This is a genomic window from Comamonas sp. 4034 (genome assembly GCF_050434545.1).
Lineage (GTDB): Bacteria > Pseudomonadota > Gammaproteobacteria > Burkholderiales > Burkholderiaceae_C > Comamonas > Comamonas odontotermitis.
Genome location: NZ_JBNDIT010000003.1, coordinates 22,227 through 41,147, shown reverse-complemented (window position 1 = coordinate 41,147; position 18,921 = coordinate 22,227). Strand labels below are relative to the sequence as shown.

The following is an 18,921-nucleotide window of genomic DNA, read 5'->3' as shown; positions in this document are numbered from 1 at the left end:
GAAAACCGGCCTGAGCCGGTTTTTCATGGGGTATCCGTTTTGCGCCGCAGCATTGCCGCCGCTATTCCACAAACTCCTCACCATCGTGCAGGCTCTGCTGGCGCAGGCTGTCGTCCTGGCGGAGAAAGGACTTGATCAGGTCAAAAAAGCTGTCGTAGAACGTAGCCGAACTCACGGTTTCACTGCCAACTTTGATCAGGGAGTCATTGCCGGCAGAGAATGGCAGCGACAGCGAGCCCAGCGCACCCACGCCCACGCTGGCTGAGTTGCTGCTCTTCTTGAGGTTGTAGGTGTCCTTGAGCGCCGAGACAAAGCCCAGGCTGACCTTGCCGTCCTTGCTGTCAGGGGCACACACCACGCGGATGGTGATGACCTGGTTGTTGTCCGGCGCAGGTTGGAAGGTCTTCTGGCCTTCCACTTCCTTGTCCTTGGACACGTTGATGAGGTAGCCCTGGCTCAGGAGCGCGCGGCGTGCCGCTTCGCAGGTGCGCTCGGGCGAGGCATCGAAGAGGCGTGAATAGGTGTTGGCCGAGCCAAAGGTCTCGCGTGCCACCACGTTGTAATGGGCTCCGTCCTGGCTGCCGCCCAGGCTCGCGCAGCCCGACACCAGGGCCACACCGGCAGCCATCAGCACCCATGCTGCAGTGCGAAGCCGCAGGTTGCCGCTTGCACGCGCAAGGTAAGGTCTGTCTGAATACTTGCCCAACATGAACGACACCAACTCCCGGAATATGGTTCTGCGGAAAACGCCCTGGCACCCATGGCCGCTGTTACTGTAACGGATGGATGGGCTACTGCAGTCGCACCGGCAAACATCCCGTGCCTGCCAGTCCACCAGTCGCTTTACCATTTGCAAAAAGGATAGCATCAAATATGCTACCAGCCCCCGTAGCCATCGGGGTTACACATCGTCTGGTTTACCAAAATTTGCATATTAAATGCAAGGTTTGCGCTCTATGGGTAAGCGCAAGGCGCTATGCTTTTTAAAGCAAATTACAGAATCTGATCTTAGCCATGTTCCATTCAGTTACATCCGCAGACCTCACCGCCACGAGCCAGGGGTTCAGCCGCCGCCAGATGGTGCTGGGCTGCGCGGCTGCAATGCTTGCGCCTGGCCTCCAGGCTGCGCCATCCCACGCTCCCGATGGCTGGCCGGCAGATTCACGGGTGCCAGGCGGCGTGGCGCGGCTCTCGCTGGGGCCAGCGGCGAGCCGCCCCCAGGCATTCAGCGGCGACATGCCCGTGCTGGTGCTGGGTGACGCGATCGAGTGGACGGCCTTGGTGGGTATTCCACTGTCTGCCGTCGTGGGGCCCGCCAGTATCCGCGTGCAGACTGCAGAAGGCAGCCGGACCGTTCCCTACACCGTACGAGACAAGAAGTACAGCGAGCAGCGGCTCAAGGTGGCGCCCAAGACGGTCGATCTTTCGGCCGACGACAATGCCCGCTATGAGCGGGAAAGCACCCACCTCAAGCAGGTCATGGCCACCTTCAGCAATGTTTCTCCAGCCGGCATGGTGCTGCCCGCGCCTGTGCCGGGGCGGCGCTCCAGCTCGTTCGGCTTGCGCCGCGTGTTCAACGGCCAATCGCGCAATCCGCACAGCGGCATGGACATCGCCGCCCCCACCGGCACCCCCATCAAGGCGCCGCTCGCAGGCAAGGTCATCGACACGGGCGACTATTTCTTCAACGGCAATACCGTATGGCTGGACCATGGCTCCGGCTTTCTGACCATGTACTGCCACCTGAGCAAGATCGATTGCGCCGTAGGCGACGCAGTGCAGGCGGGCGACGTCATTGCCAAGGTGGGAGCCACCGGCCGAGTCACCGGCCCCCATCTGCACTGGGGCGTCATGCTCAACCGCACCATGGTCGACCCGGCGCTCTTCCTGCCGGGCTGATCGCCCAACCTTATTCCTCACTTCTGTGGGCGATGGTGTGGGCAAGCCTGGGGACAATCTCGCAAGCCATTGTTTTATAAAAATTATTGATCACTGCCCATCTTTTGTGCAGTACTGCATCGCAGCATCCCCTCACACGCAGGCCATCAAAACGGATAACAGCCTACAACCTGCGTACATGCCCATCCTCTAGGATGGCGCACACCCCTGTTGAACGTGTTTGCGTTCCAACCACCGGCTGGCAGCCCCATCGGCTACCATCCCACATCCAGAAAGGAATCCACCATGACACGCTGGCCTCTCGCCGCTCTCGCCTCCGCCGCCCTGCTCGGCATCGCTGCCTGCAGCAGCACGGGCTCGGCCGACCCTTCCACCAGCAAGCCTGGCGCATCCTCCTCCACCAATCCCGGCATGAACTCCTCTGCACTCAACAAAACCCTGCAGGCCTATCACTGGGACCTGGAAAGCGCCCAGGACCAATCAGGCCGCGCGCTGCCCAGCTTCACCGCCCTGGCCCCCAAGACTGCCGTGCGCCTGAACTTTTCTGCTGGCAGCCAGCCTGGCCAGCAGCTGGTCTCCACCAAGATCTGCAACAACCTCGGCGGCAGCTACCGGCTCGATGGCGACAAGATCACGATCGGCAACATGATCTCGACCCAGATGGCCTGCGCCGATGGCCGAGTGATGCAGCTGGAGCAAGCCGTTGGCGCCCAACTGCCGCGCGCGCAAAGCGTACGCATCGCGCAGGATGCCAACCCGCAGAGCATGGTGCTCAGCTTCAATGACGGCAGCCGCTGGAATCTGAAGGCCGTGCCCACCAATGCCACCAAGTATGGCAATGCAGGCGAGACCATCTTCCTGGAAGTGGGCCCCCAGACCAAGCCCTGCAGCGCAGGCGTGATGCGAACCCAGTGCCTGCAGGTTCGTGAGGTGCACTATGACAGCGCCGGCCGCAAGACCACGACTGGTGAGTGGGGCAACTTCTACGGCAACATCGAAGGCTACCAGCATGAGCCGGGCATCCGCAATGTGCTGCGCGTCAAGCGATACACGGTGCAGAACCCGCCTGCCGACGCCTCGCGCTACGCCTACGTGCTGGACATGACGGTGGAATCCGAGCGCACCAAGTAAGAACGTGTTTACGATCTCCTCGCGCCGCGACAGTGGGTTTGCGGGGCGCCCCTAGCCGGACGCCCCTAACCGGGCGTCCCCAAACCCACTGTCCCTACGGGTTGGAGTGAAATCGGGCGATTTCTTCGCGCTGTCCCTTGCTTGCACCCCGGTGCAAGCTGCGGCCCAGCGCTTCGAACTCATCCCGATTGCACTCCAACGCGGCTGCGTAGAGATCGTAAACACGTTCTAAGCGCTGCACGCAACACCAAATCCAACCCCGGCTTGCCGGGGGTTTTTCATGGCCGCGCGCTGCCCCTTCTATCGCCGCACAGCAAGGCCCGCTCCTGCCCGCCAGGCTTGGCCTGGCCGAGGATGATCTTGCAACAGTCGCAGTTATTCCCATCCAGCGGGGATGCTTCTGTGCATAAGCTTGGCAAAAGCGACCAAGATGCTTGATCTTCAAACACATTTTCTTCTTGCCCAGTTTTTGGGCAACACCCTGTTGCACGCTTGCGAAGCCTAACTCTTATATAAGAGTTGAGCCGCCGTGGCAGAATGGCGCCACAACCACCAACAACACTGCAGTTGCCTCGATTGCGCCATGCGGCCCAGACGCGTGCCATTGCCATCCATGCCCGTTCCACCCACCTCAGCCCACCCTCCCCTGCTGCGCGATCAACACAGCGGCTTTCTGACTTTTCTGGTGGCCCGCGTGTTTGCCGTTGGCGCCACGCAGATCCAGGCCGTGGTGGTGGCCTGGCAGGTGTATGACCTCACGCGCAATCCGATGGCCTTGGCCTTCGTGGGCCTGGCACAGTTCATTCCCATGCTGGTGCTGCTGCTGCCGGCAGGCGAGCTGATTGACCGTCTGCCTCGCAAGAAGGTACTGGCAGCCAGTTGGGCCATCGGCGGCGTCTGCAGCGCGCTGCTGCTGTGGCTGTCGGGCCATGGACATGCGGGCGTCGCCGGCATCTATGCCGTGCTGGTGCTGTATGGGGCTACGCGGGCGTTTTCCGGCCCGGCCCTGCAAAGCCTGCTGCCACAGCTGGTGCCGCAGGCGCTGCTGCCCAAAGCCATCGCAACCAACAGCGTGGTCATGCGGTGCGCCGCCATCGGCGCGCCCATGCTGGGCGGCTTTCTGTATGCCGCAGGTGGCGCGGAATGGACCTATGGCACCTGCCTGCTGGCGTTTGCGGTCGGCACCGTCTTGCTGCTGCGCGTGCAGGTACTGTATGCCGCGCCCCGTGCGAAGGACCGGGTGGATGCACCCGCCGACACCATCTGGCAGCGCTTTGGTACCGGCATCCGCTTCATCTTCGGCAGGCCGATGGTGCTGGGCACGATCTCGCTCGATCTGTTTGCCGTGCTGCTGGGCGGCGTGGTGGCGCTGCTGCCCATCTATGCGCACGAAGTGCTGCACACCGGCCCCGAAGGCCTGGGCCTGCTGCGCAGCGCCATGGCCATGGGCGAGGTCTGCGCGGGCCTGTACCTGAGCAACCGCCCCTTTGGCACGCATGTGGGCAAACGCATGATGCTGGCTGTCGCCATCTTCGGCATCGCCAACCTCGTGTTCTCGCTGTCGCACTGGCTGTGGCTGTCCTGCATCGCGCTCGCAGTGGCCGGTGCGGCCGATATGGTGAGCGTGTACGTGCGCGGCGCACTGCTGCAATTTGCCACGCCCGATGGCATGCGGGGCCGCGTCAACGCGGTCAACATGCTGTTCATCGGATCTTCGAATGAACTGGGCGAGTTCCGCGCGGGCAGCAGCGCTGCGTTGCTGGGGGCCGTGCCCGCCGCCGTGGCAGGCGGGCTGTGCACGCTGGCCGTGGTGGGGTTGTGGACGCGGCTTTTCCCCAGCCTGTGGAATGTGAACCGCTTTGAAGACGCGCAGCACCAGTCTGCTGGCCGATAAGGCGAGAACAGTTACCGCAGCTAGAGCGCATTCACCGGCAGCTTGAGAAAGCACCGGCCCTGCGCGTCCGCTTCCGGTAGCTTGCCCGCACGGATATTGACCTGCACCGAAGGCAGCATCAACTGCGGTACAGCCAGCGTTGCATCGCGTGCCCGACGCATTGCAACAAACGCGGCCTCATCGATACCATCGTGCACATGGATGTTGTGGGCACACTGCTCGGCCACCGTACTGCACCATGCGGGAGCACGGCCTGCAGGCGGGTAGTCGTGGCAGACGTACAGCGCGGTGTGCGGCGCGTGCGCCAGCAGTTTGCGGATGGAACGATAGAGCTGGTGCGCATCGCCGCCCGGAAAGTCGCAGCGCGCCGTTCCCACATCGGGCATGAACAGGGTGTCGCCCACAAAAATGGCACCAACACCACTGCCACCTTCTACCGCATAGGCAAGGTCTGCGGGCGTGTGGCCCGGCACGCTCAAGGCGCGTATGCGGGTGGCGCCCAGTTGCAGCACATCGCCATCGCCCAACAGCCTGTCAAAGTCTGCCCCTTGTGGTGCGATGGAATCATCCATTGCATAAATGCCGCCAAACACCTTCTGCACAGCGGTGATGTGCTGGCCAATCACAACCGGTGCTGCTATGCGGGCCGTACCGGCAGGCACCTGCGCGCGCAGCCACTGGGCAGCCGAGAGGTGATCGGCATGTGCATGCGTCTCCAGCACCCAGCGCAGATCCAGCTGCTGCGCTTGCAGGTAATCAACGATGCGCTGGGCCGATACCGTACTGGTGCGGCCACTCTTGGCGTCAAAGTCCCATACCGGGTCAATCACCGCCGCCGCACGGCTCGCGGCATCGTGCAGCACATAGCTGACGGTGCCCGTCACCTCGTCAAAAAACGCCTGAATGCCGAATGGAGCGGAAGATACCATGGTCAAAAACACATTCACAAAAAACAATATATATTTTAATATAATAAAAACCAGGCCTCTGTGCAAGGCCCCATGTCAACCTGCCTTTCGATGACTGATAGCCCTACCGTTCACCACCTGCCCCCTGAAGCCATGCGCCATGCCGCCCAGCAGGCAGTTGCGGCCCTCAAGCTGCTCGCCAACGAAGACCGACTGCTGCTGCTGTGCCACCTGAGCCAGGGCGAATGCTGCGTCAGCGATATGGAGTCACATCTGGGCATTCTGCAACCCACCTTGTCGCAACAGTTGGCCGTGCTGCGGCGCGAGAACGCCGTCACCACGCGGCGCGAAGGCAAGAACATCTACTACCAGGTCGCCGACGCTCGCCTTTTGGCACTGCTGCAGACCATGTACACCCAGTACTGCCCCGCGCCCTGATGCACTGCACCCCTTCCCCCCCCCACGAAAGCCCGCCATGACCATTGATATGACCGCCTTCACCCCTGTGGCCGCCCTGCTTGGCGGCGCCCTGATCGGCCTGGCCGCCGTGCTGCTCGTCCTGTTCAATGGTCGCATCGCCGGCATCAGCGGCATTGTGGGCAGTTTGCTGCCACCACGCGCGCCAGGCGGGGCATGGCGGGTGGCGTTCCTCATTGGCCTGCTGGCTGCGCCCTGGGCCTATGGCCTGTTTGCGCCGGTACCTGCAACAGCCAGCCCGGCAAGCTGGCCGGTGCTGGTGATCGCCGGGCTCCTGGTGGGCTTTGGCACGCGTCTGGGTTCGGGTTGCACCAGCGGGCACGGCGTGTGCGGGCTCTCCCGCCTGTCGATGCGTTCGCTGGTCGCCACCCTGTGCTTCATGGCCGCCGGTTTTGCCACCGTGTTTGTGGCGCGCCACGTTCTGTAAGGAGACTGTGATGACCACCATCATTGCTGCCATCGTGGGTCTGGTGTTCGGCCTGGGCCTCCTGGTATCGGGCATGGCCGATCCTCACAAGGTGCTGGGCTTTCTGGACTTGGCCGGCGCCTGGGATCCCTCGCTGGCCCTGGTGATGGGCGGCGCCATTGCCGTGGGGCTGCCCGGCTTTGCACTGGCACGCCAACGCCAGCGCAGCCTGCTGGGCGAGCCTATGCAGGTGCCAGCCAGCAAGGCGCTCGACGCGCCGCTTGTCGTAGGCTCGGCCCTCTTTGGCATAGGCTGGGGTCTGGCCGGTTACTGCCCCGGCCCGGCGCTGGTCGGCATCACAGCGGGCATGGAATCGGCCGCCATCTTCAGCGCTGCCATGCTGGCAGGCATGGTGCTGTTCGGGCTGTGGCAAGCACGGCAAGGCACAAAACTATAAAATAGATAGCTTGCTGCGCTTTACTGACAAGCGCTACAGCCCAATTCCACTCCATGCTTCCAACCATCGACCCAGCTGTTGCGCACACGCATGCCGAGGGCAGCCCACTGCCCGTGCTGTGGCAAGACGAGCACCTGATTGCCATCTACAAGCCAGCGGGCTGGCTGGTGCATCGCACGGGGCTGGACGCGGGCGAGACGCGCTTCATCGTGCAGACCCTGCGCGACCAGATCGGCCAGCATGTCTACCCGCTGCACCGGCTGGACAAAGGCACCTGCGGCGTGCTGCTGCTGGCCCTGCACCCCGAAGCCGCCAGCCGCACTCGCGCGCAGTTTGAAAACCACCAGATCCACAAACGCTACCTGGCCCTGGTGCGCGGCTGGGCGCCGGAGCACTGTGAGGTAGACCACGCCCTGCGCCCCGACGACGCACCGGCTGACGCCCCCGCACAACCTGCTCAGACCCGCTTTTCGAAGCTGGCCGCGCTGGAACACCCCGATGCCTATGACAGCCGCTTTGCCGGCACGCGCCTGTCGCTCGTGCTGGCCGAGCCGCACACCGGGCGCCGCCACCAGATTCGCCGCCACCTCAAGCACATCGCCCACCCTATCATCGGCGATGCCACCCACGGCAAGGGTCCGCTCAACCGCTGGTGGGCCGAGCGCCTGGGCCTGCAGCGGCTATGGCTGCATGCCTGGGGCATGCACCTGGCGCATCCGTACACGCAACAGGCTCTGCAACTGCACAGCGGCCTTCAATGGCCCACAGGCGGGGAATGCCCGCCCGCTACAGGCGATCACCCCAGCCTGCTGCAATGGCAGCACCTGTTGCACCATTTCGCAAAATAGGCGCAACTGCGCAATCGCCACAGTCGTTCATCTGCCAGCGCACTTGCTTAGAACGTGTTTACTGCTTGATGAGTGGACCCACGCCTGTGAGATTGCCAAACCTGTCACGGACTCGAAAGGCGATGCCGCCCGTGGCCACGCTGCGCCCTCGGTAGCTGAAAGGGAAGCTGAAACGGACGGCCCGTTTATCAGTGGCAGCTACGCTCGTGCATTCGACCACGGTATCCGTCAGCAGCTCGATGAACTGGCACTGAAAATCTCCAGCCTCATTGCTCAGCACCTTGCCGTTGATCCTGTTCAACGCAACAAAGAACTCTAGATCTCTGTCGGTAAAGATCCAATCGCCCATCAGGCTGGTGAGATCGGGACGCGTTGGCTGCAGCTCAAAACGCTCGATCACGCGCAGCGGCTCCTGCGGCAGGCGAATCGAGCCTTCATTCATGTTCTTGTAGCTGTCTATGCGGTCAAAATTGACAGTCGTCAACCCTGCATCGGATGCCTCGGAGGCCGATTGCCACGGCCCGCCCAGGTAGCGTCCCCCCTGGTAGGTCTTGAGTGCAATCTGTGCCTTCGATTTGGCATATTCTCCCGAGCCCATATGAAAGGTGGCGCGGCCATCGGGCCGGTAATTGAAGACCTGCAGCAGTGCCTGGTCAAATTGCACATCCAGGCTGAAGCCGCGACCGGGCTTGCCGGTCTTTTCGTCCCGCACGATCCAGGTACCCGGCTCTGGAATGCGCTGCCCTCCATAGCCTCCCTGAAATCCCGAAAACCATATCTGATCGGCACTTGATGGCATCGACCTCGGTGTCGCAGTGTCCTGGTAAGCGCCAACCATCCGGCGAGCGGGCTCACCCTCGACCTCCATCAGGACGCTGAGGTCATACAGATGCTGCTGGTAACTCAGCCGAACTTTTTTGGTGGATGTCTCGGCTGGCGCCTCTCCACTGCACTCCACGGTGCCGTGTTCATCGGCTGGCTGGCATACAAAGTACCAGTATGCCGATGGAGCCTGCCCTTTCAAGATCAAGCGCCCCGAGCCATAGACCTCCAGATTCCACAAACCAACGGGATGGCGCTCGGCATCGAGTTCAGCCAGCGCAAAGCGCTGCCGCCGGTAGGTCGGCTGTTCACCACGCGGGTTGAAGATGAAGCGGCGCATGGCATACGCGGGCTCACCAGGCAATTGGATGCTGCCCTGCACGCCGTTGGCAAACTGCAGCCGCACATTGCCCACGCTCTCGGCAAGCGCTGCATCCTGCATCGCACCGCCCAGGGCGACTCCCCCCTTGAACTTCTGCAGCGGCAGCACTGCACTGTCTCCGTCCATCTGGCCAGAAGCCATGTAGAAGGTGGCAGCGCCATCGGTCTCGTAGCCGTAGACCTGCAGCACGACGGCATTGCCCTGCACGTCAACCGCCAGACCGCGCCCCGGTTTGCCGTCCAACTCGGCATCGATCACCCATGTGCCCGCCAGTGGCGTGAAATCACGCGCGGCCCACGCCGGAGCCATGCCTGCAGCAACCCCCAGCAGCAACAGTATCTGTCTACGCAAACGCTTCATACAAAATCCCCGTCTTCCATGCGGCTCGCCGTGTCAGCGTGTTCTGGGCAAACCAATGCCCTCGTCAAATGCGGTGTAAAAATTGCTTGTGCGGATCAAAGGCACCTGCCCCAGCAGCAGCACCGATTGGTCACCCAGCAGCCGGTACACGGTGGCCAGGCTGCGCCCCCGGTAGCTGAGCGCAAAGCGGTATTCCAGCTCCGGATAGCTGCCCAGCCGCTTGTCCGTCACCTTACAGCGCACATTGCCGTCGGCGGTTTGCTCGTACCAGCACTTCACTTTTTCACTGGAGCCGATTTCGGGCCAGTTTTCGTACGAAGTCGGCGGATTGACCCCTGGTTGCCAGTTGACCGGCGAGAGCTTCACCCTCAGCGCCATGTTGGGATCGGCTGATACCGCAGACCACTCCCCTTCCAGATACATCAATGGCTGCCTGCTGGTCTCAACAAACCAATGGTTCACGCCAAACTGAAAGCGATGGATGCGCTTTGCCGCTTCGCCCGGAAACTGTACCCAGCCGCTGGTGGCCGTATCGAATTGCAGGCCCATCGCCTGGGGCTCGCCCATTTCGGTACCCGACGCGGCCGCACCGCCCAGGGAACGACCGCCTCGGTATTGCTTGAGCGCCACGGTTGCGGCGCCCTGCTGGTACGGGCCTGTACCCATATGGAAGGTCGGCTGCCCGTCGCTGCCGTAGTTGAACACCTGCACCAGCACCTGCCCGCCTTGCGGGTCGATGCTCAGCCCCCGGCCGGGCTGGCCGGTGCTCTCTTCCGTCACCACCCAGGTGCCGCTGTCGGGAACCACGGCCCCGGCCGCGCCTGCGGGCGGCGTGGCTGTGTCCAGCGGCAGGGCTTTCAATGTGTTGCTGCTGTCATGCACGGTCAGCAAAGGGCCCTTGAAAGCCTCTGCTCCACGGTTGGAGCCCCGCACATCATTGGTCTCCAGCACGCCGATCAGCTCGTTGAGATAACGCTTGAGCACCACGCGGTCCAGAACCTCGCCATCGTCCCTCAGGCGTTCGCAGACCAGGGCCTGCCGCGCCTGCTCTGCCTTGCAAGGCCATTGAATGGTCAGGAATTTGTTGGCATCCGGGTCATAGCGCGGGTACTGAAAGCTGACGGAGCCATCGCCGGTCATTTCCAGGCTGGCCGCAAGCGCCGAGGCATCCGGCTGCCAGGAATGGCCCAGCAAGAATGTGGCGCGCTGCCCCGGCTGGATCAGTGGATTGTCATAGTAGAGGCGCTCGATGCGCACCGGCTGTTCGCCGGGCAGCGTCAAGGTTGCCGTCGTGGCGCTGTCGAAAATGACGGTGACATCGCCAGCCGTATCCAGCTCCTGGGCATCGCGCGCATCACTGCCAAAGTACCGGCCCCCTGCATAACGCTTGAGAGGCGCGACAAAGGGCGTGCCCACCGCCATCTGAAAATTGCCGCTGGCCATGTAGAACGTGGGCGAGCCGTCTGCGTTGTACCCATACAGCTGCAGCACCATCGAGCCAAACTGCACATCCAGCGCCAGGCCGCGGCCTGGTTTGCCGTCCAGCTCACTGCTCACGACCCAGGTACCGTTTTGCGGGGCATAGCTGTTTTGCGCATACGCGCAAGAGGCAGCGAGCATCAACGCGCTCAGGCCTATGCTTCTGATCAAACTGCCCTTCATGCAAATCTCCCGCACAGCATTCAATGAATCGGATCCGGAACCAGAACAGGGTTTTATCAGAATAACAAATACTTTAATAAATAAATTCGATAAAAATTCAGAACCCGGCCCAGCCTCATGCATTGGCTGCCAATGGAATCCCGATGCAGCCCACCATGGCCCGCACCCATGCCCGGCGCGTCCTGCGGGTGACAATGATGGGCCTAACCATATAAACAGAAGTAGTTTTGGCAGCCGCATAATCGGTGCAACCACCGGCCCGGCCGCCTTCATCGATCCCGGGAGATTGAGCCATGTACATCGACAAAGACAACGCACCCAACATCAACCAGCTCACCGCATTCCGCCGCGACCTGCACATGCACCCGGAGCTGAAGTACGAAGAAAGCCGCACGGCTGACAAGATTGCAGCCTACCTCACGGCGCTGGGCGTCCCCATGGCGCGGGGCCTGGGCACCACCGGCATTGTTGCCAGCATTCACGGCAAGGGGCGCGATGCCACCAACCCGGGGCCTGCCATCGGCATCCGCGCCGACATGGACGCCCTGCCCGTGCAGGAGACCAACCAGTTCGGCCACATCAGCCAGTACGAAGGCCGCATGCACGCCTGCGGCCATGACGGCCACACCACCATGGTGCTGGGCGCGGCCGAGCTGCTCTCGCGCCAGCGCGATTTCGATGGCACGGTGCACCTGATCTTCCAGCCCGCCGAAGAAGGCGGTGCCGGGGCGCGCGCCATGATGAATGACGGGCTCTTTACCCAATTTCCCTGCCAGGCCGTGTTTGCGCTGCACAACTGGCCCGCGCTGCCACAGGGCGAGATGGGCGTGCGCGTCGGCCCCATCATGGCAGCGGCGCTGCGGTTCGAGATCATCGTGCGTGGCCGTGGCGGCCATGCCGCCCTGCCCCACACCACCATCGATCCGATTCCTGTGGCCTGCGCCATCGTCGGCCAGTTGCAGACCCTCATCTCGCGCGGCACCGATCCGCTGGACAGCGCGGTGCTCACCATCGGCAAGATCGAGTCGGGCACGGTGGAGAACATCATCCCCGACGAAGCGCGCATCTACGGCACCTGCCGCAACCTCACCAATGCCTCGCAACAGTTCCTGATCGACGGCCTGCACCGCATCAGCAGCCACATTGCCGAGGCGCACTTCGCCAGCGCCGAAGTCATCATCAAACCCGGCTACCCCAACACCACCAACCACAGAAAGGAAGCGGTGTTCATGGGCGAGGTGATGCGCGAGATGGTGGGAGACGCCCATGCACACACCGATGTGCTGCCCGCGATGACCGCCGAAGACTTCGGCTTCATGCTCGAAGCCGTTCCCGGCGCCTACGGCTGGATCGGCAATGGCGCCGATGGCCAGCCCGGGGTAGGCCTGCACAACCCCGGCTACGACTTCAACGACAACAACCTCGATCTGGGCGCCCGTTTCTGGGACCGCCTGGCGCGCCGCTGGTTTGACACCCAGGCCGTGCGCTGAGCCCTTCATACTCCCTGGATGCCCATGACTTCCCCACTCTCCCGTCGCCAATGGCTGAAAACCGGTGCCGCCCTGGCTGCGGGCCTTGCCTGCGGCAGCAGCTTTGCAGACAAACCCTGGCCCGGCGGCCAGCCCATCCGCATCATCGTGCCCTTCCCGGCCGGTGGCGTGAATGATGTGGTGGCGCGCCAGTTTGCCGACCTGCTGGCACCGCTGCTGCAAACCTCCATCATCGTGGACAACAAGCCCGGCGCGGGCGGCAGCATGGGCATGGACGCGCTCGCACGCTCTGCCCCCGATGGCCACACGCTGGCCTTTTCCGGCATCAGCACCCTCACCCTGCTGCCGCACGTGATGAAGGTGGCCTACGACCCGATGAAGCAGATCAGCGCCGTGGCCTCCACCATGTATGCACCGGTGTACCTGCTGGCCACCAAGGCCTTCAAGGGCAGCAGCGTTGCCGACGTGCTCGCTGCTGCCAAGGCCAGCGCCAAGGGCGTGACCATTGCCAGCTCCGGCTACGGCACGCTGGGCCACATCATGATCGAGCAGTTCACCCGCCAGACCGGCGCCAACCTCGTGCACGTGCCCTACAAGGGCGGCAGCCAGCTGATCACCGATGCCGCAGGCGGCCAGTTCGATCTGCTGGTGGCCAATCCCTACGCGCCCATCAATGCGCTGATCGCCGAAGGCAAGCTGCGCGTGCTGGCGGTGACCGGCCCCGAACGCGCCGCGGCATTTGCGCAGGTGCCCACGCTCGGCGAGCTGGGCTACCAAAGCGCCAACCTCACCTCGCTGTTCGGCTTTTACGCACCTACAGGAACGCCTGCTGCCGTGGTGCAGCGCCTGAACCAGACCATCAACGCCCAGTTGGCCCACACCGAGGTGCAGGACAAGCTGCGTTCGCTCGACAACATCCCGCTGTCCATGGGCGCAGACCAGTTCCAGGCCCTGATCCGCAAGGAATGGGAAGCCAATGGCAAGGTGGTGCGGGAAGCCCAGATCCAGGCGCAGTAAACGCACCGCTGCCTTGGCACAACACAGCGAATGCCCGGCATTCGCTTTTTTTGCGTTTGCGGCAACAATGCGCTCTGCCACTACTGGGAGAGAGATTTGCGGAGAAAACTGCCTCTGGCGCAATACTGTCAATCGCCATCAGCTATCAAAAATATAGTAAATTATTTTCAGACATCCTGTGTCAAGACGGGCCTTGCGGCTTTGGCGCTGGCAGGCGGCGCCCTGCTGGCCACGCCTGGCGCGCAGGCCCGCGCTCCGCAATCACCTGCCAGTACCAGCACCGCCGCAGCGCCTCTGCAGTGCCCCGCGCCCACATTGCCAAGCCCGGCCGACTACCAGGCCGAGGCACAGCGCCAGCACCCCGACCAGGGCGTTCTGTGGGAACTGCGCAAAGGCGAGCACACCGCGTACCTGCTAGGCACCATTCACCTGGGCAAGCTGCCGTGGATCTACCCCGGCCCGCGTACTGCGCAGGCTCTGCGCGCCGCCCCCGCCATTGCGCTGGAACTCAATCCGCTGGACCCGCAAACCCTGCAGACCTTGATGCAGGCCATGGCCCGCGACAGCGACGCGCAGCAACTGGTGATGCGCAACAACCCGCAGTTGCGCACACGCATGGATGCCATGGCCCAGACGCTGTGCGTAGAGCGCAGCAGCTGGCAAGGCATGGCCACCATCCCCAAGATACTGGCGCTCGCCGTGGCCGATGTGTCACGCGATGGCTACAGCATGGCCTTTGGCATTGACCTGAACCTGGCGCTTGAAACTGCGCAGGAGCAGCTCGACGCCATGGGCCTGGGCGGCAAGGATTCGCTGGCCAACCTGGCCACCCCCGACGACATCACCAAGGTGCTGGACGACATCCGCAGCGGCAAGAGCCGCGAGATCACCAGCGACCTGGTGCGCCACTGGCAAAGCGGCGATCTGGCGGCCCTGGAGACGCTGATGCGCACCTGCAACTGCATGGACGACCTGGGTATGAAGACCGCCATGCTCGACGACCGCAACCGTCGCATGGCAGAACGCATTTCCCCCTTGGTCGCCCAGCACCCGAAGCTGTTCATCGCCGTCGGCCTGCTGCACATGGTGGGAGACAACAACCTGCTGCAACTGCTGCAGAAAGAAGGCTTTACCGTGCGCCAGCTGACCGGCAAAGGAGCCGATAGCGCCCAATGAAGCCGCATGCCTCGGCATGCAGCGGCATGAGGGCACCATGAAAAAAGCCACCCGCAGTTCACGGGTGGCTTGAAGGTATCGTAACGCTCGGTAGCACAATGCCCACTGCGCGGTCTGCGCCACGCTTGGCACCACGATGTGCTTACGCAGCGCCCTGGGTATGCGCTGCCAGCATGCTGGCATAGGGCTCCAGCACCAGCTTGGGCTCTGGCGCATCGCCTCCCTTGGCCGCTGTGAGCGCCACGGGCTGGCCCTGGGCTGCACACAGCGCCACCATCGCGGCCGGGGTGATCAGGCCCTCACGCATCAGCACTTCCGTCATCGCCACCAGCAAGGCGTCGTGCTGCACCAGCAGTTGCTGGGCACGCAGCATCTGCGCCTGCAGCAGTGCTTCGATGGCAGTGTTGGTCGGCTCCACCTCGGTGTTCATGTTCTCACCGGATTCGTCCGCCACATCGGTGCGCGAGAGACGGTCGCCAAAGCCCAGGTGGCGCAGGTAGCGCGCAGCCTCGGCGGTTGCCTGGCGGATGTCCTGCTCGGCACCGGTGGTGCAGGCGGCCTCGCCAAACACATGGCGCTCGGCAGCGCGGCCAGCCAGCCCCACGCACACCATGTCGAGCATGTTGCGGCGCGAGGTGGCCTGCAGCTCGGTAAAGCTGTTGTAGCCGCCTTCGAACGTGGCGATGTTGATCTTGAGCTCCTGAGGCGCGCGGCCAAACAGCAGCGCATACACCAGGCCATGTCCCGCCTCATGCACCGCCAGCAGCGCGCGGAAATCCGCGCTGGTGCGCTGCTTGATCCGGTTCAGATCCAGCGGCACGGCAAAGCGCTGGCTGTGCACCTGCCCGCCAACGGCTTCATGCAACGGCAGCTGCATCTGCACCACCAGCTCCGCCGTATCAGGCGCCATGTGCACCTGCAGCGACCGGCCTGCCTGCGCCCCCTGCTCCAGCGCCCAGAGCGCCGCATCGACCAGCGAGCTCGACAGGATCGTGTGCACCGACGAGAACAGCGGACGCGTGCCCTGGGTGGGGAACACCGCGTTCTGGTAGATCTGCGCCAGCACATCGCTGCCGATCACGAAATGCAGGCCACAGTTGTCGGCAATGCCCTGCACGTAGTTGCGCACCGTAGCGGCAATCAGCTGCTCATAGGTAGCGCGGCTGAACGATGGGTAGATCACATGGTGGTTGCCCAGCCGCGCAATCTGCTCGGGTTTGAAGCGCTCGGCCAGCGCGCGCTTGACATCGATCAACGACAACCGGCTCGTGAGCCGGTGGAAGATGTCGGCATCGGTGTCACAGTCCTCCACGCGGCTGGCCGTCTCGGTGTACATCTCGTCGAGGTTGCCGCAGACAAACACCAGGAGCTTGCTGTAGTCGGTCTCCCAGGATTGCTGTGATTCGCGGAACTTGACCAGCAGTTGGTGGATGTAGTCGTTGCTCCACTGCATGATCTCGATCAGCGGCTCGGCCAGCTTGAGGCTGCGCTTGAGCGCCTGCGCGTCCCAGGCGTCAATCTTGTAGCGCAGCTTCTGCTTCTTGCGTCGCTCCTCTTCGTCATCCTCGTCTTCGCGCTCCGCCTCATAGTGCGCATCGGCCAGCTTGCGCTCCATGTTGTGCAGCTCCGACAGCGCAGGTGGCAGCTTGCCATCGGACAGCAGCGCCCACACGTCCTGGTAACGCTCGACCTTGCTGTCCTCACCCCGGCTGCTCACCGTGCGGTAGCGCTGGAACTCGTCGAGCACCAGGATACCCGGCACGCCTTCGACCAGACCGGCACTCTCGAGCGTGCCAGAAATCGTTGATGCGCCGTAGTTGCCGCTGTTCTGGCTGAAGCCATCCATCTGCACTTCGACAAAGCGATCGTAAAAACCCAGAAGCTGCGCCAGGCGCCTGGTCAGCTGGGTCTTGCCTGTGCCTGTGAGGCCCCACAGGCACACGATCACGGGGCGGGTAATGAGCTGCGGCATCACGTACCAGGCGCGCACGGCGCCAATGACACGGTCGATCACGTCATCAATACCGATCAATTCGGTTTTCAGCTGCGCCGCAATGGCCTGCAGGTTTTGTTGACGTTCATGCATCTGCTCACGCAGGAGCAGCTCACTCGGGGTTCTCAGATCGTTCATGTTCTTGTTCTCATCATTGGCAGAGGCTTTCCATTGTTCAACCATTCGCGTACCCAAGAGGACAAAGCCATCGGATGGTTTGAAAACGGAATCAGTCATCACGACCATCCCTGCGTATGACCTGCTGCAAAGCCATGCGGTCGGCCCGGCGCTGCGCGCCCTGGCTGCGGATGTGCTTGCCAGCGGCGCCGGACAGACGCCGCTGGGCCATGGCTTTGGCAACAGGGTTGAAAGGAGCGGCATCGGCCACGATCAGCAGCGCCATCGGCTGCTTCATGCGGCGCAAGGCCTTGACCCGGCCTTCTCCATAGGCGCGGGAAACGGTTTTTGCACTCATTGTGCGGTTCCTCACGGGCCGCGCCAGGCACCTGCACAGCAGGTAACGGGAAGGCGCGGGCCCAAACAAAAAGCCCCGGCGGGGAAGCCAGGGCTTTTGTCGATCCTGCCTGCAAGGGGAGCGGGCAGCGATCTGGGCCGAGGCTGAACGGTGTGACCACAGTTCAGCCGGGGCAAGAACCGTGTTCAGTCGAAATGGTTGAACATGAAACAGGACATAGCAAAAACTCCTTGCGGTGCGCTGCAGAAGGTCATTCGTTACTGCAGCGATAGGAAGATGAGCGATGAATGTAGTGCCAAGACTGGCGGGAATCAAGCATTATACAAAATTCGTTGCAAAAATGCAACCCCTCAACAGCGGGCTTTGCACGACTTTGTGCTGGCTTTGGGTGCTATCTGCCGGCAAGTCGCCAATGATGCGAAAGGCGCGCTGCAAGGCGTCGATATGGGCAGCATTTTTGCACGCCCCGCCTTTGGAGCCCGCGGCAGCCAGCCAGCAAGCGCCAACTGCTGTTGTCTCAATAGCGTTTGCGGCCAGCCTTGCGGTGCTTGGCGTGTTCGGCCTTCTTGGCCTGGTGCTCGGCCTCTGTGGCTTCTCCTGCAGCACGCCACTGCTCGAATTCTGGCGGCGTCTCCAGCGTGATGCGACCGAGCATCTGCGTGCGGAAATCGGTGATCAGCAGCTCTGCCGCCTTTTGCAGGTTCACCCGGCCACCGCTCATCACCGCGCCGCGCTTCTTGCCGATCAGGGTCAGCAGTTCGTCGTCGTGCAGCGCCGCAATCTCGTCGTCGTCCAGGCCGAGCTTGTAGCGTTCGTCCAGGCGGCGGGCATAGTGCTTTTGCAGGTACAGCAACAATTCCAGAGCCACCAGCTCGTCGTCATACGCATTGCGGCCCACCGAGCCGCAGGCGGCCAGGTTGTAGCCGGTCTGCGGCACGATGATCTTGGGCCACAGCATGCCGGGGGTGTCCCACAGGTAGAAATCGTCGTCCAGCACGATGCGCTGCTCGTCCTTGGTCACGCCGGCCTCGTCGCCTGCCTTGGCCTGGCTTTTGCCGCTCATGCTGTTGATCAGGGTGGATTTGCCGACGTTGGGCACGCCGCAGATCAGCACCCGCATCGGCTTGGCCATGCCGCCGCGCCCGGGGGCCAGCTTGCGGCAGGCTTCCACCAGGCGCTTGGCGGGCGCGGGCTCGCTGGCATCGAGCGGCAGGGCCTTGGTTTCGTGCTGCGCGTCATACCAGTCCACCCACAGCGCCGTGCGCGCGGCGTCGGCCATGTCCTGCTTGTTAATGATCTTGAGCGTGGGCTTGTGGCCGGTCAGCTCGGTAAGGGCGGGGTTGGCGCTCGATCCCGGCATGCGCGCATCGAGCACCTCGATCACCACATCGATATCTTTGATGCGTTCGGCAATCAGCTTGCGCGTCAGGTGCATGTGCCCCGGGAACCATTGGATACTCATAATCTTGCTTTCTGCAGGCTGCGAGGGCCGGTGCGCCTGCGGACGGCGCAGGTGCCGGATAA

The 18,921-nt window shown here is 63.0% G+C and carries 17 protein-coding genes; 10 read left to right on the top strand and 7 right to left on the bottom strand.

Features of this window, described 5'->3' with window-relative positions:
• Positions 1-61 precede the first annotated feature (61 nt).
• Entirely contained in the window at positions 62-709 is a 648-nt protein-coding gene (locus tag ABIE32_RS04425; protein ID WP_224151914.1) for a DUF2242 domain-containing protein, read from the bottom strand.
• Between the two features lie 305 nt (positions 710-1,014).
• Between ABIE32_RS04425 and ABIE32_RS04420 the strand changes: the two genes are divergently transcribed.
• The 3 genes from ABIE32_RS04420 to ABIE32_RS04410 all read left to right on the top strand — a co-directional run bounded on the left by ABIE32_RS04420 (position 1,015) and on the right by ABIE32_RS04410 (position 4,924).
• A complete protein-coding gene (locus tag ABIE32_RS04420) occupies positions 1,015-1,899 on the top strand; it encodes a peptidoglycan DD-metalloendopeptidase family protein (RefSeq protein ID WP_429014336.1) in 885 nt (294 codons plus the stop codon).
• 285 nt (positions 1,900-2,184) lie between these two features.
• Positions 2,185-3,030 (top strand): DUF4377 domain-containing protein, encoded by an 846-nt coding sequence (locus ABIE32_RS04415; RefSeq protein WP_429014335.1) that lies wholly within the window; start codon positions 2,185-2,187, stop codon positions 3,028-3,030.
• Between the two features lie 613 nt (positions 3,031-3,643).
• Positions 3,644-4,924, top strand: coding sequence for an MFS transporter (locus tag ABIE32_RS04410; protein ID WP_224151912.1), 1,281 nt, complete (start codon positions 3,644-3,646; stop codon positions 4,922-4,924).
• 20 nt (positions 4,925-4,944) lie between these two features.
• Here ABIE32_RS04410 and ABIE32_RS04405 read toward each other — a convergent pair whose 3' ends face one another.
• Positions 4,945-5,853, bottom strand: a complete 909-nt coding sequence (locus tag ABIE32_RS04405; protein WP_429014333.1) for an MBL fold metallo-hydrolase — start codon at positions 5,851-5,853, stop codon at positions 4,945-4,947.
• A gap of 72 nt (positions 5,854-5,925) precedes the next feature.
• On the opposite strand from ABIE32_RS04405, the gene ABIE32_RS04400 reads away from it, so the two are divergent.
• The 4 genes from ABIE32_RS04400 to ABIE32_RS04385 are packed head-to-tail and all read left to right on the top strand — an operon-like array spanning position 5,926 to position 8,020.
• Positions 5,926-6,270: an ArsR/SmtB family transcription factor gene (locus tag ABIE32_RS04400; RefSeq protein ID WP_377780364.1), complete on the top strand. Its 345-nt coding sequence runs from the start codon at positions 5,926-5,928 to the stop codon at positions 6,268-6,270.
• A gap of 37 nt (positions 6,271-6,307) precedes the next feature.
• Positions 6,308-6,736: a YeeE/YedE family protein gene (locus ABIE32_RS04395; protein ID WP_429014331.1), complete on the top strand. Its 429-nt coding sequence runs from the start codon at positions 6,308-6,310 to the stop codon at positions 6,734-6,736.
• Between the two features lie 10 nt (positions 6,737-6,746).
• Positions 6,747-7,172 carry a DUF6691 family protein gene (locus ABIE32_RS04390; protein ID WP_429014329.1) on the top strand — a complete coding sequence of 142 codons (426 nt, stop codon included), beginning with the start codon at positions 6,747-6,749 and terminating at the stop codon, positions 7,170-7,172.
• Between the two features lie 53 nt (positions 7,173-7,225).
• Positions 7,226-8,020: a pseudouridine synthase gene (locus tag ABIE32_RS04385; RefSeq protein WP_429014328.1), complete on the top strand. Its 795-nt coding sequence runs from the start codon at positions 7,226-7,228 to the stop codon at positions 8,018-8,020.
• Positions 8,021-8,078: 58 nt separating this feature from the next.
• Here ABIE32_RS04385 and ABIE32_RS04380 read toward each other — a convergent pair whose 3' ends face one another.
• Together ABIE32_RS04380 and ABIE32_RS04375 are read right to left on the bottom strand one after the other, a co-directional pair.
• On the bottom strand, positions 8,079-9,584 hold the full coding sequence (locus ABIE32_RS04380; protein ID WP_429014326.1) for a hypothetical protein: 1,506 nt from the start codon (positions 9,582-9,584) through the stop codon (positions 8,079-8,081).
• Between the two features lie 33 nt (positions 9,585-9,617).
• The gene (locus tag ABIE32_RS04375) at positions 9,618-11,204 is read right to left on the bottom strand and encodes a hypothetical protein (protein ID WP_429014325.1); all 1,587 of its coding nucleotides are present in this window, start codon (positions 11,202-11,204) and stop codon (positions 9,618-9,620) included.
• Between the two features lie 335 nt (positions 11,205-11,539).
• Here ABIE32_RS04375 and ABIE32_RS04370 point away from each other — a divergent pair, with 335 nt between their 5' ends.
• The 3 genes from ABIE32_RS04370 (at position 11,540) to ABIE32_RS04360 (ending at position 14,929) form a co-directional block, all read left to right on the top strand.
• Positions 11,540-12,736: a M20 aminoacylase family protein gene (locus tag ABIE32_RS04370; protein ID WP_224151904.1), complete on the top strand. Its 1,197-nt coding sequence runs from the start codon at positions 11,540-11,542 to the stop codon at positions 12,734-12,736.
• Between the two features lie 24 nt (positions 12,737-12,760).
• Positions 12,761-13,753 carry a Bug family tripartite tricarboxylate transporter substrate binding protein gene (locus tag ABIE32_RS04365; RefSeq protein WP_429014324.1) on the top strand — a complete coding sequence of 331 codons (993 nt, stop codon included), beginning with the start codon at positions 12,761-12,763 and terminating at the stop codon, positions 13,751-13,753.
• 201 nt (positions 13,754-13,954) lie between these two features.
• Positions 13,955-14,929, top strand: a complete 975-nt coding sequence (locus ABIE32_RS04360) for a TraB/GumN family protein (RefSeq protein WP_429014322.1) — start codon at positions 13,955-13,957, stop codon at positions 14,927-14,929.
• Between the two features lie 142 nt (positions 14,930-15,071).
• Here ABIE32_RS04360 and ABIE32_RS04355 read toward each other — a convergent pair whose 3' ends face one another.
• The 3 genes from ABIE32_RS04355 to ylqF form a co-directional block, all read right to left on the bottom strand.
• Positions 15,072-17,159 carry an AAA family ATPase gene (locus tag ABIE32_RS04355; protein ID WP_429014320.1) on the bottom strand — a complete coding sequence of 696 codons (2,088 nt, stop codon included), beginning with the start codon at positions 17,157-17,159 and terminating at the stop codon, positions 15,072-15,074.
• Positions 17,152-17,397: a hypothetical protein gene (locus ABIE32_RS04350; protein WP_224151899.1), complete on the bottom strand. Its 246-nt coding sequence runs from the start codon at positions 17,395-17,397 to the stop codon at positions 17,152-17,154. The genes ABIE32_RS04355 and ABIE32_RS04350 overlap by 8 nt, the downstream gene beginning before the upstream one ends.
• Positions 17,398-17,914: 517 nt before the next feature.
• Positions 17,915-18,859, bottom strand: coding sequence for a ribosome biogenesis GTPase YlqF (gene ylqF, locus ABIE32_RS04345; RefSeq protein ID WP_429014318.1), 945 nt, complete (start codon positions 18,857-18,859; stop codon positions 17,915-17,917).
• Positions 18,860-18,921: the final 62 nt, after the last annotated feature.

What these genes read in the sequence shown, in the direction of transcription:
- ABIE32_RS04425 (WP_224151914.1), bottom strand. Translation starts at nt 709, where the DNA reads ATGTTGGGCAAGTATTCAGACAGACCTTACCTTGCGCGTGCAAGCGGC.
- ABIE32_RS04420 (WP_429014336.1), top strand. Translation starts at nt 1,015, where the DNA reads ATGTTCCATTCAGTTACATCCGCAGACCTCACCGCCACGAGCCAGGGG.
- ABIE32_RS04415 (WP_429014335.1), top strand. Translation starts at nt 2,185, where the DNA reads ATGACACGCTGGCCTCTCGCCGCTCTCGCCTCCGCCGCCCTGCTCGGC.
- ABIE32_RS04410 (WP_224151912.1), top strand. Translation starts at nt 3,644, where the DNA reads ATGCCCGTTCCACCCACCTCAGCCCACCCTCCCCTGCTGCGCGATCAA.
- ABIE32_RS04405 (WP_429014333.1), bottom strand. Translation starts at nt 5,853, where the DNA reads ATGGTATCTTCCGCTCCATTCGGCATTCAGGCGTTTTTTGACGAGGTG.
- ABIE32_RS04400 (WP_377780364.1), top strand. Translation starts at nt 5,926, where the DNA reads ATGTCAACCTGCCTTTCGATGACTGATAGCCCTACCGTTCACCACCTG.
- ABIE32_RS04395 (WP_429014331.1), top strand. Translation starts at nt 6,308, where the DNA reads ATGACCATTGATATGACCGCCTTCACCCCTGTGGCCGCCCTGCTTGGC.
- ABIE32_RS04390 (WP_429014329.1), top strand. Translation starts at nt 6,747, where the DNA reads ATGACCACCATCATTGCTGCCATCGTGGGTCTGGTGTTCGGCCTGGGC.
- ABIE32_RS04385 (WP_429014328.1), top strand. Translation starts at nt 7,226, where the DNA reads ATGCTTCCAACCATCGACCCAGCTGTTGCGCACACGCATGCCGAGGGC.
- ABIE32_RS04380 (WP_429014326.1), bottom strand. Translation starts at nt 9,584, where the DNA reads ATGAAGCGTTTGCGTAGACAGATACTGTTGCTGCTGGGGGTTGCTGCA.
- ABIE32_RS04375 (WP_429014325.1), bottom strand. Translation starts at nt 11,204, where the DNA reads ATGCTCGCTGCCTCTTGCGCGTATGCGCAAAACAGCTATGCCCCGCAA.
- ABIE32_RS04370 (WP_224151904.1), top strand. Translation starts at nt 11,540, where the DNA reads ATGTACATCGACAAAGACAACGCACCCAACATCAACCAGCTCACCGCA.
- ABIE32_RS04365 (WP_429014324.1), top strand. Translation starts at nt 12,761, where the DNA reads ATGACTTCCCCACTCTCCCGTCGCCAATGGCTGAAAACCGGTGCCGCC.
- ABIE32_RS04355 (WP_429014320.1), bottom strand. Translation starts at nt 17,159, where the DNA reads ATGACTGATTCCGTTTTCAAACCATCCGATGGCTTTGTCCTCTTGGGT.
- ABIE32_RS04350 (WP_224151899.1), bottom strand. Translation starts at nt 17,397, where the DNA reads ATGAGTGCAAAAACCGTTTCCCGCGCCTATGGAGAAGGCCGGGTCAAG.
- ylqF (WP_429014318.1), bottom strand. Translation starts at nt 18,859, where the DNA reads ATGAGTATCCAATGGTTCCCGGGGCACATGCACCTGACGCGCAAGCTG.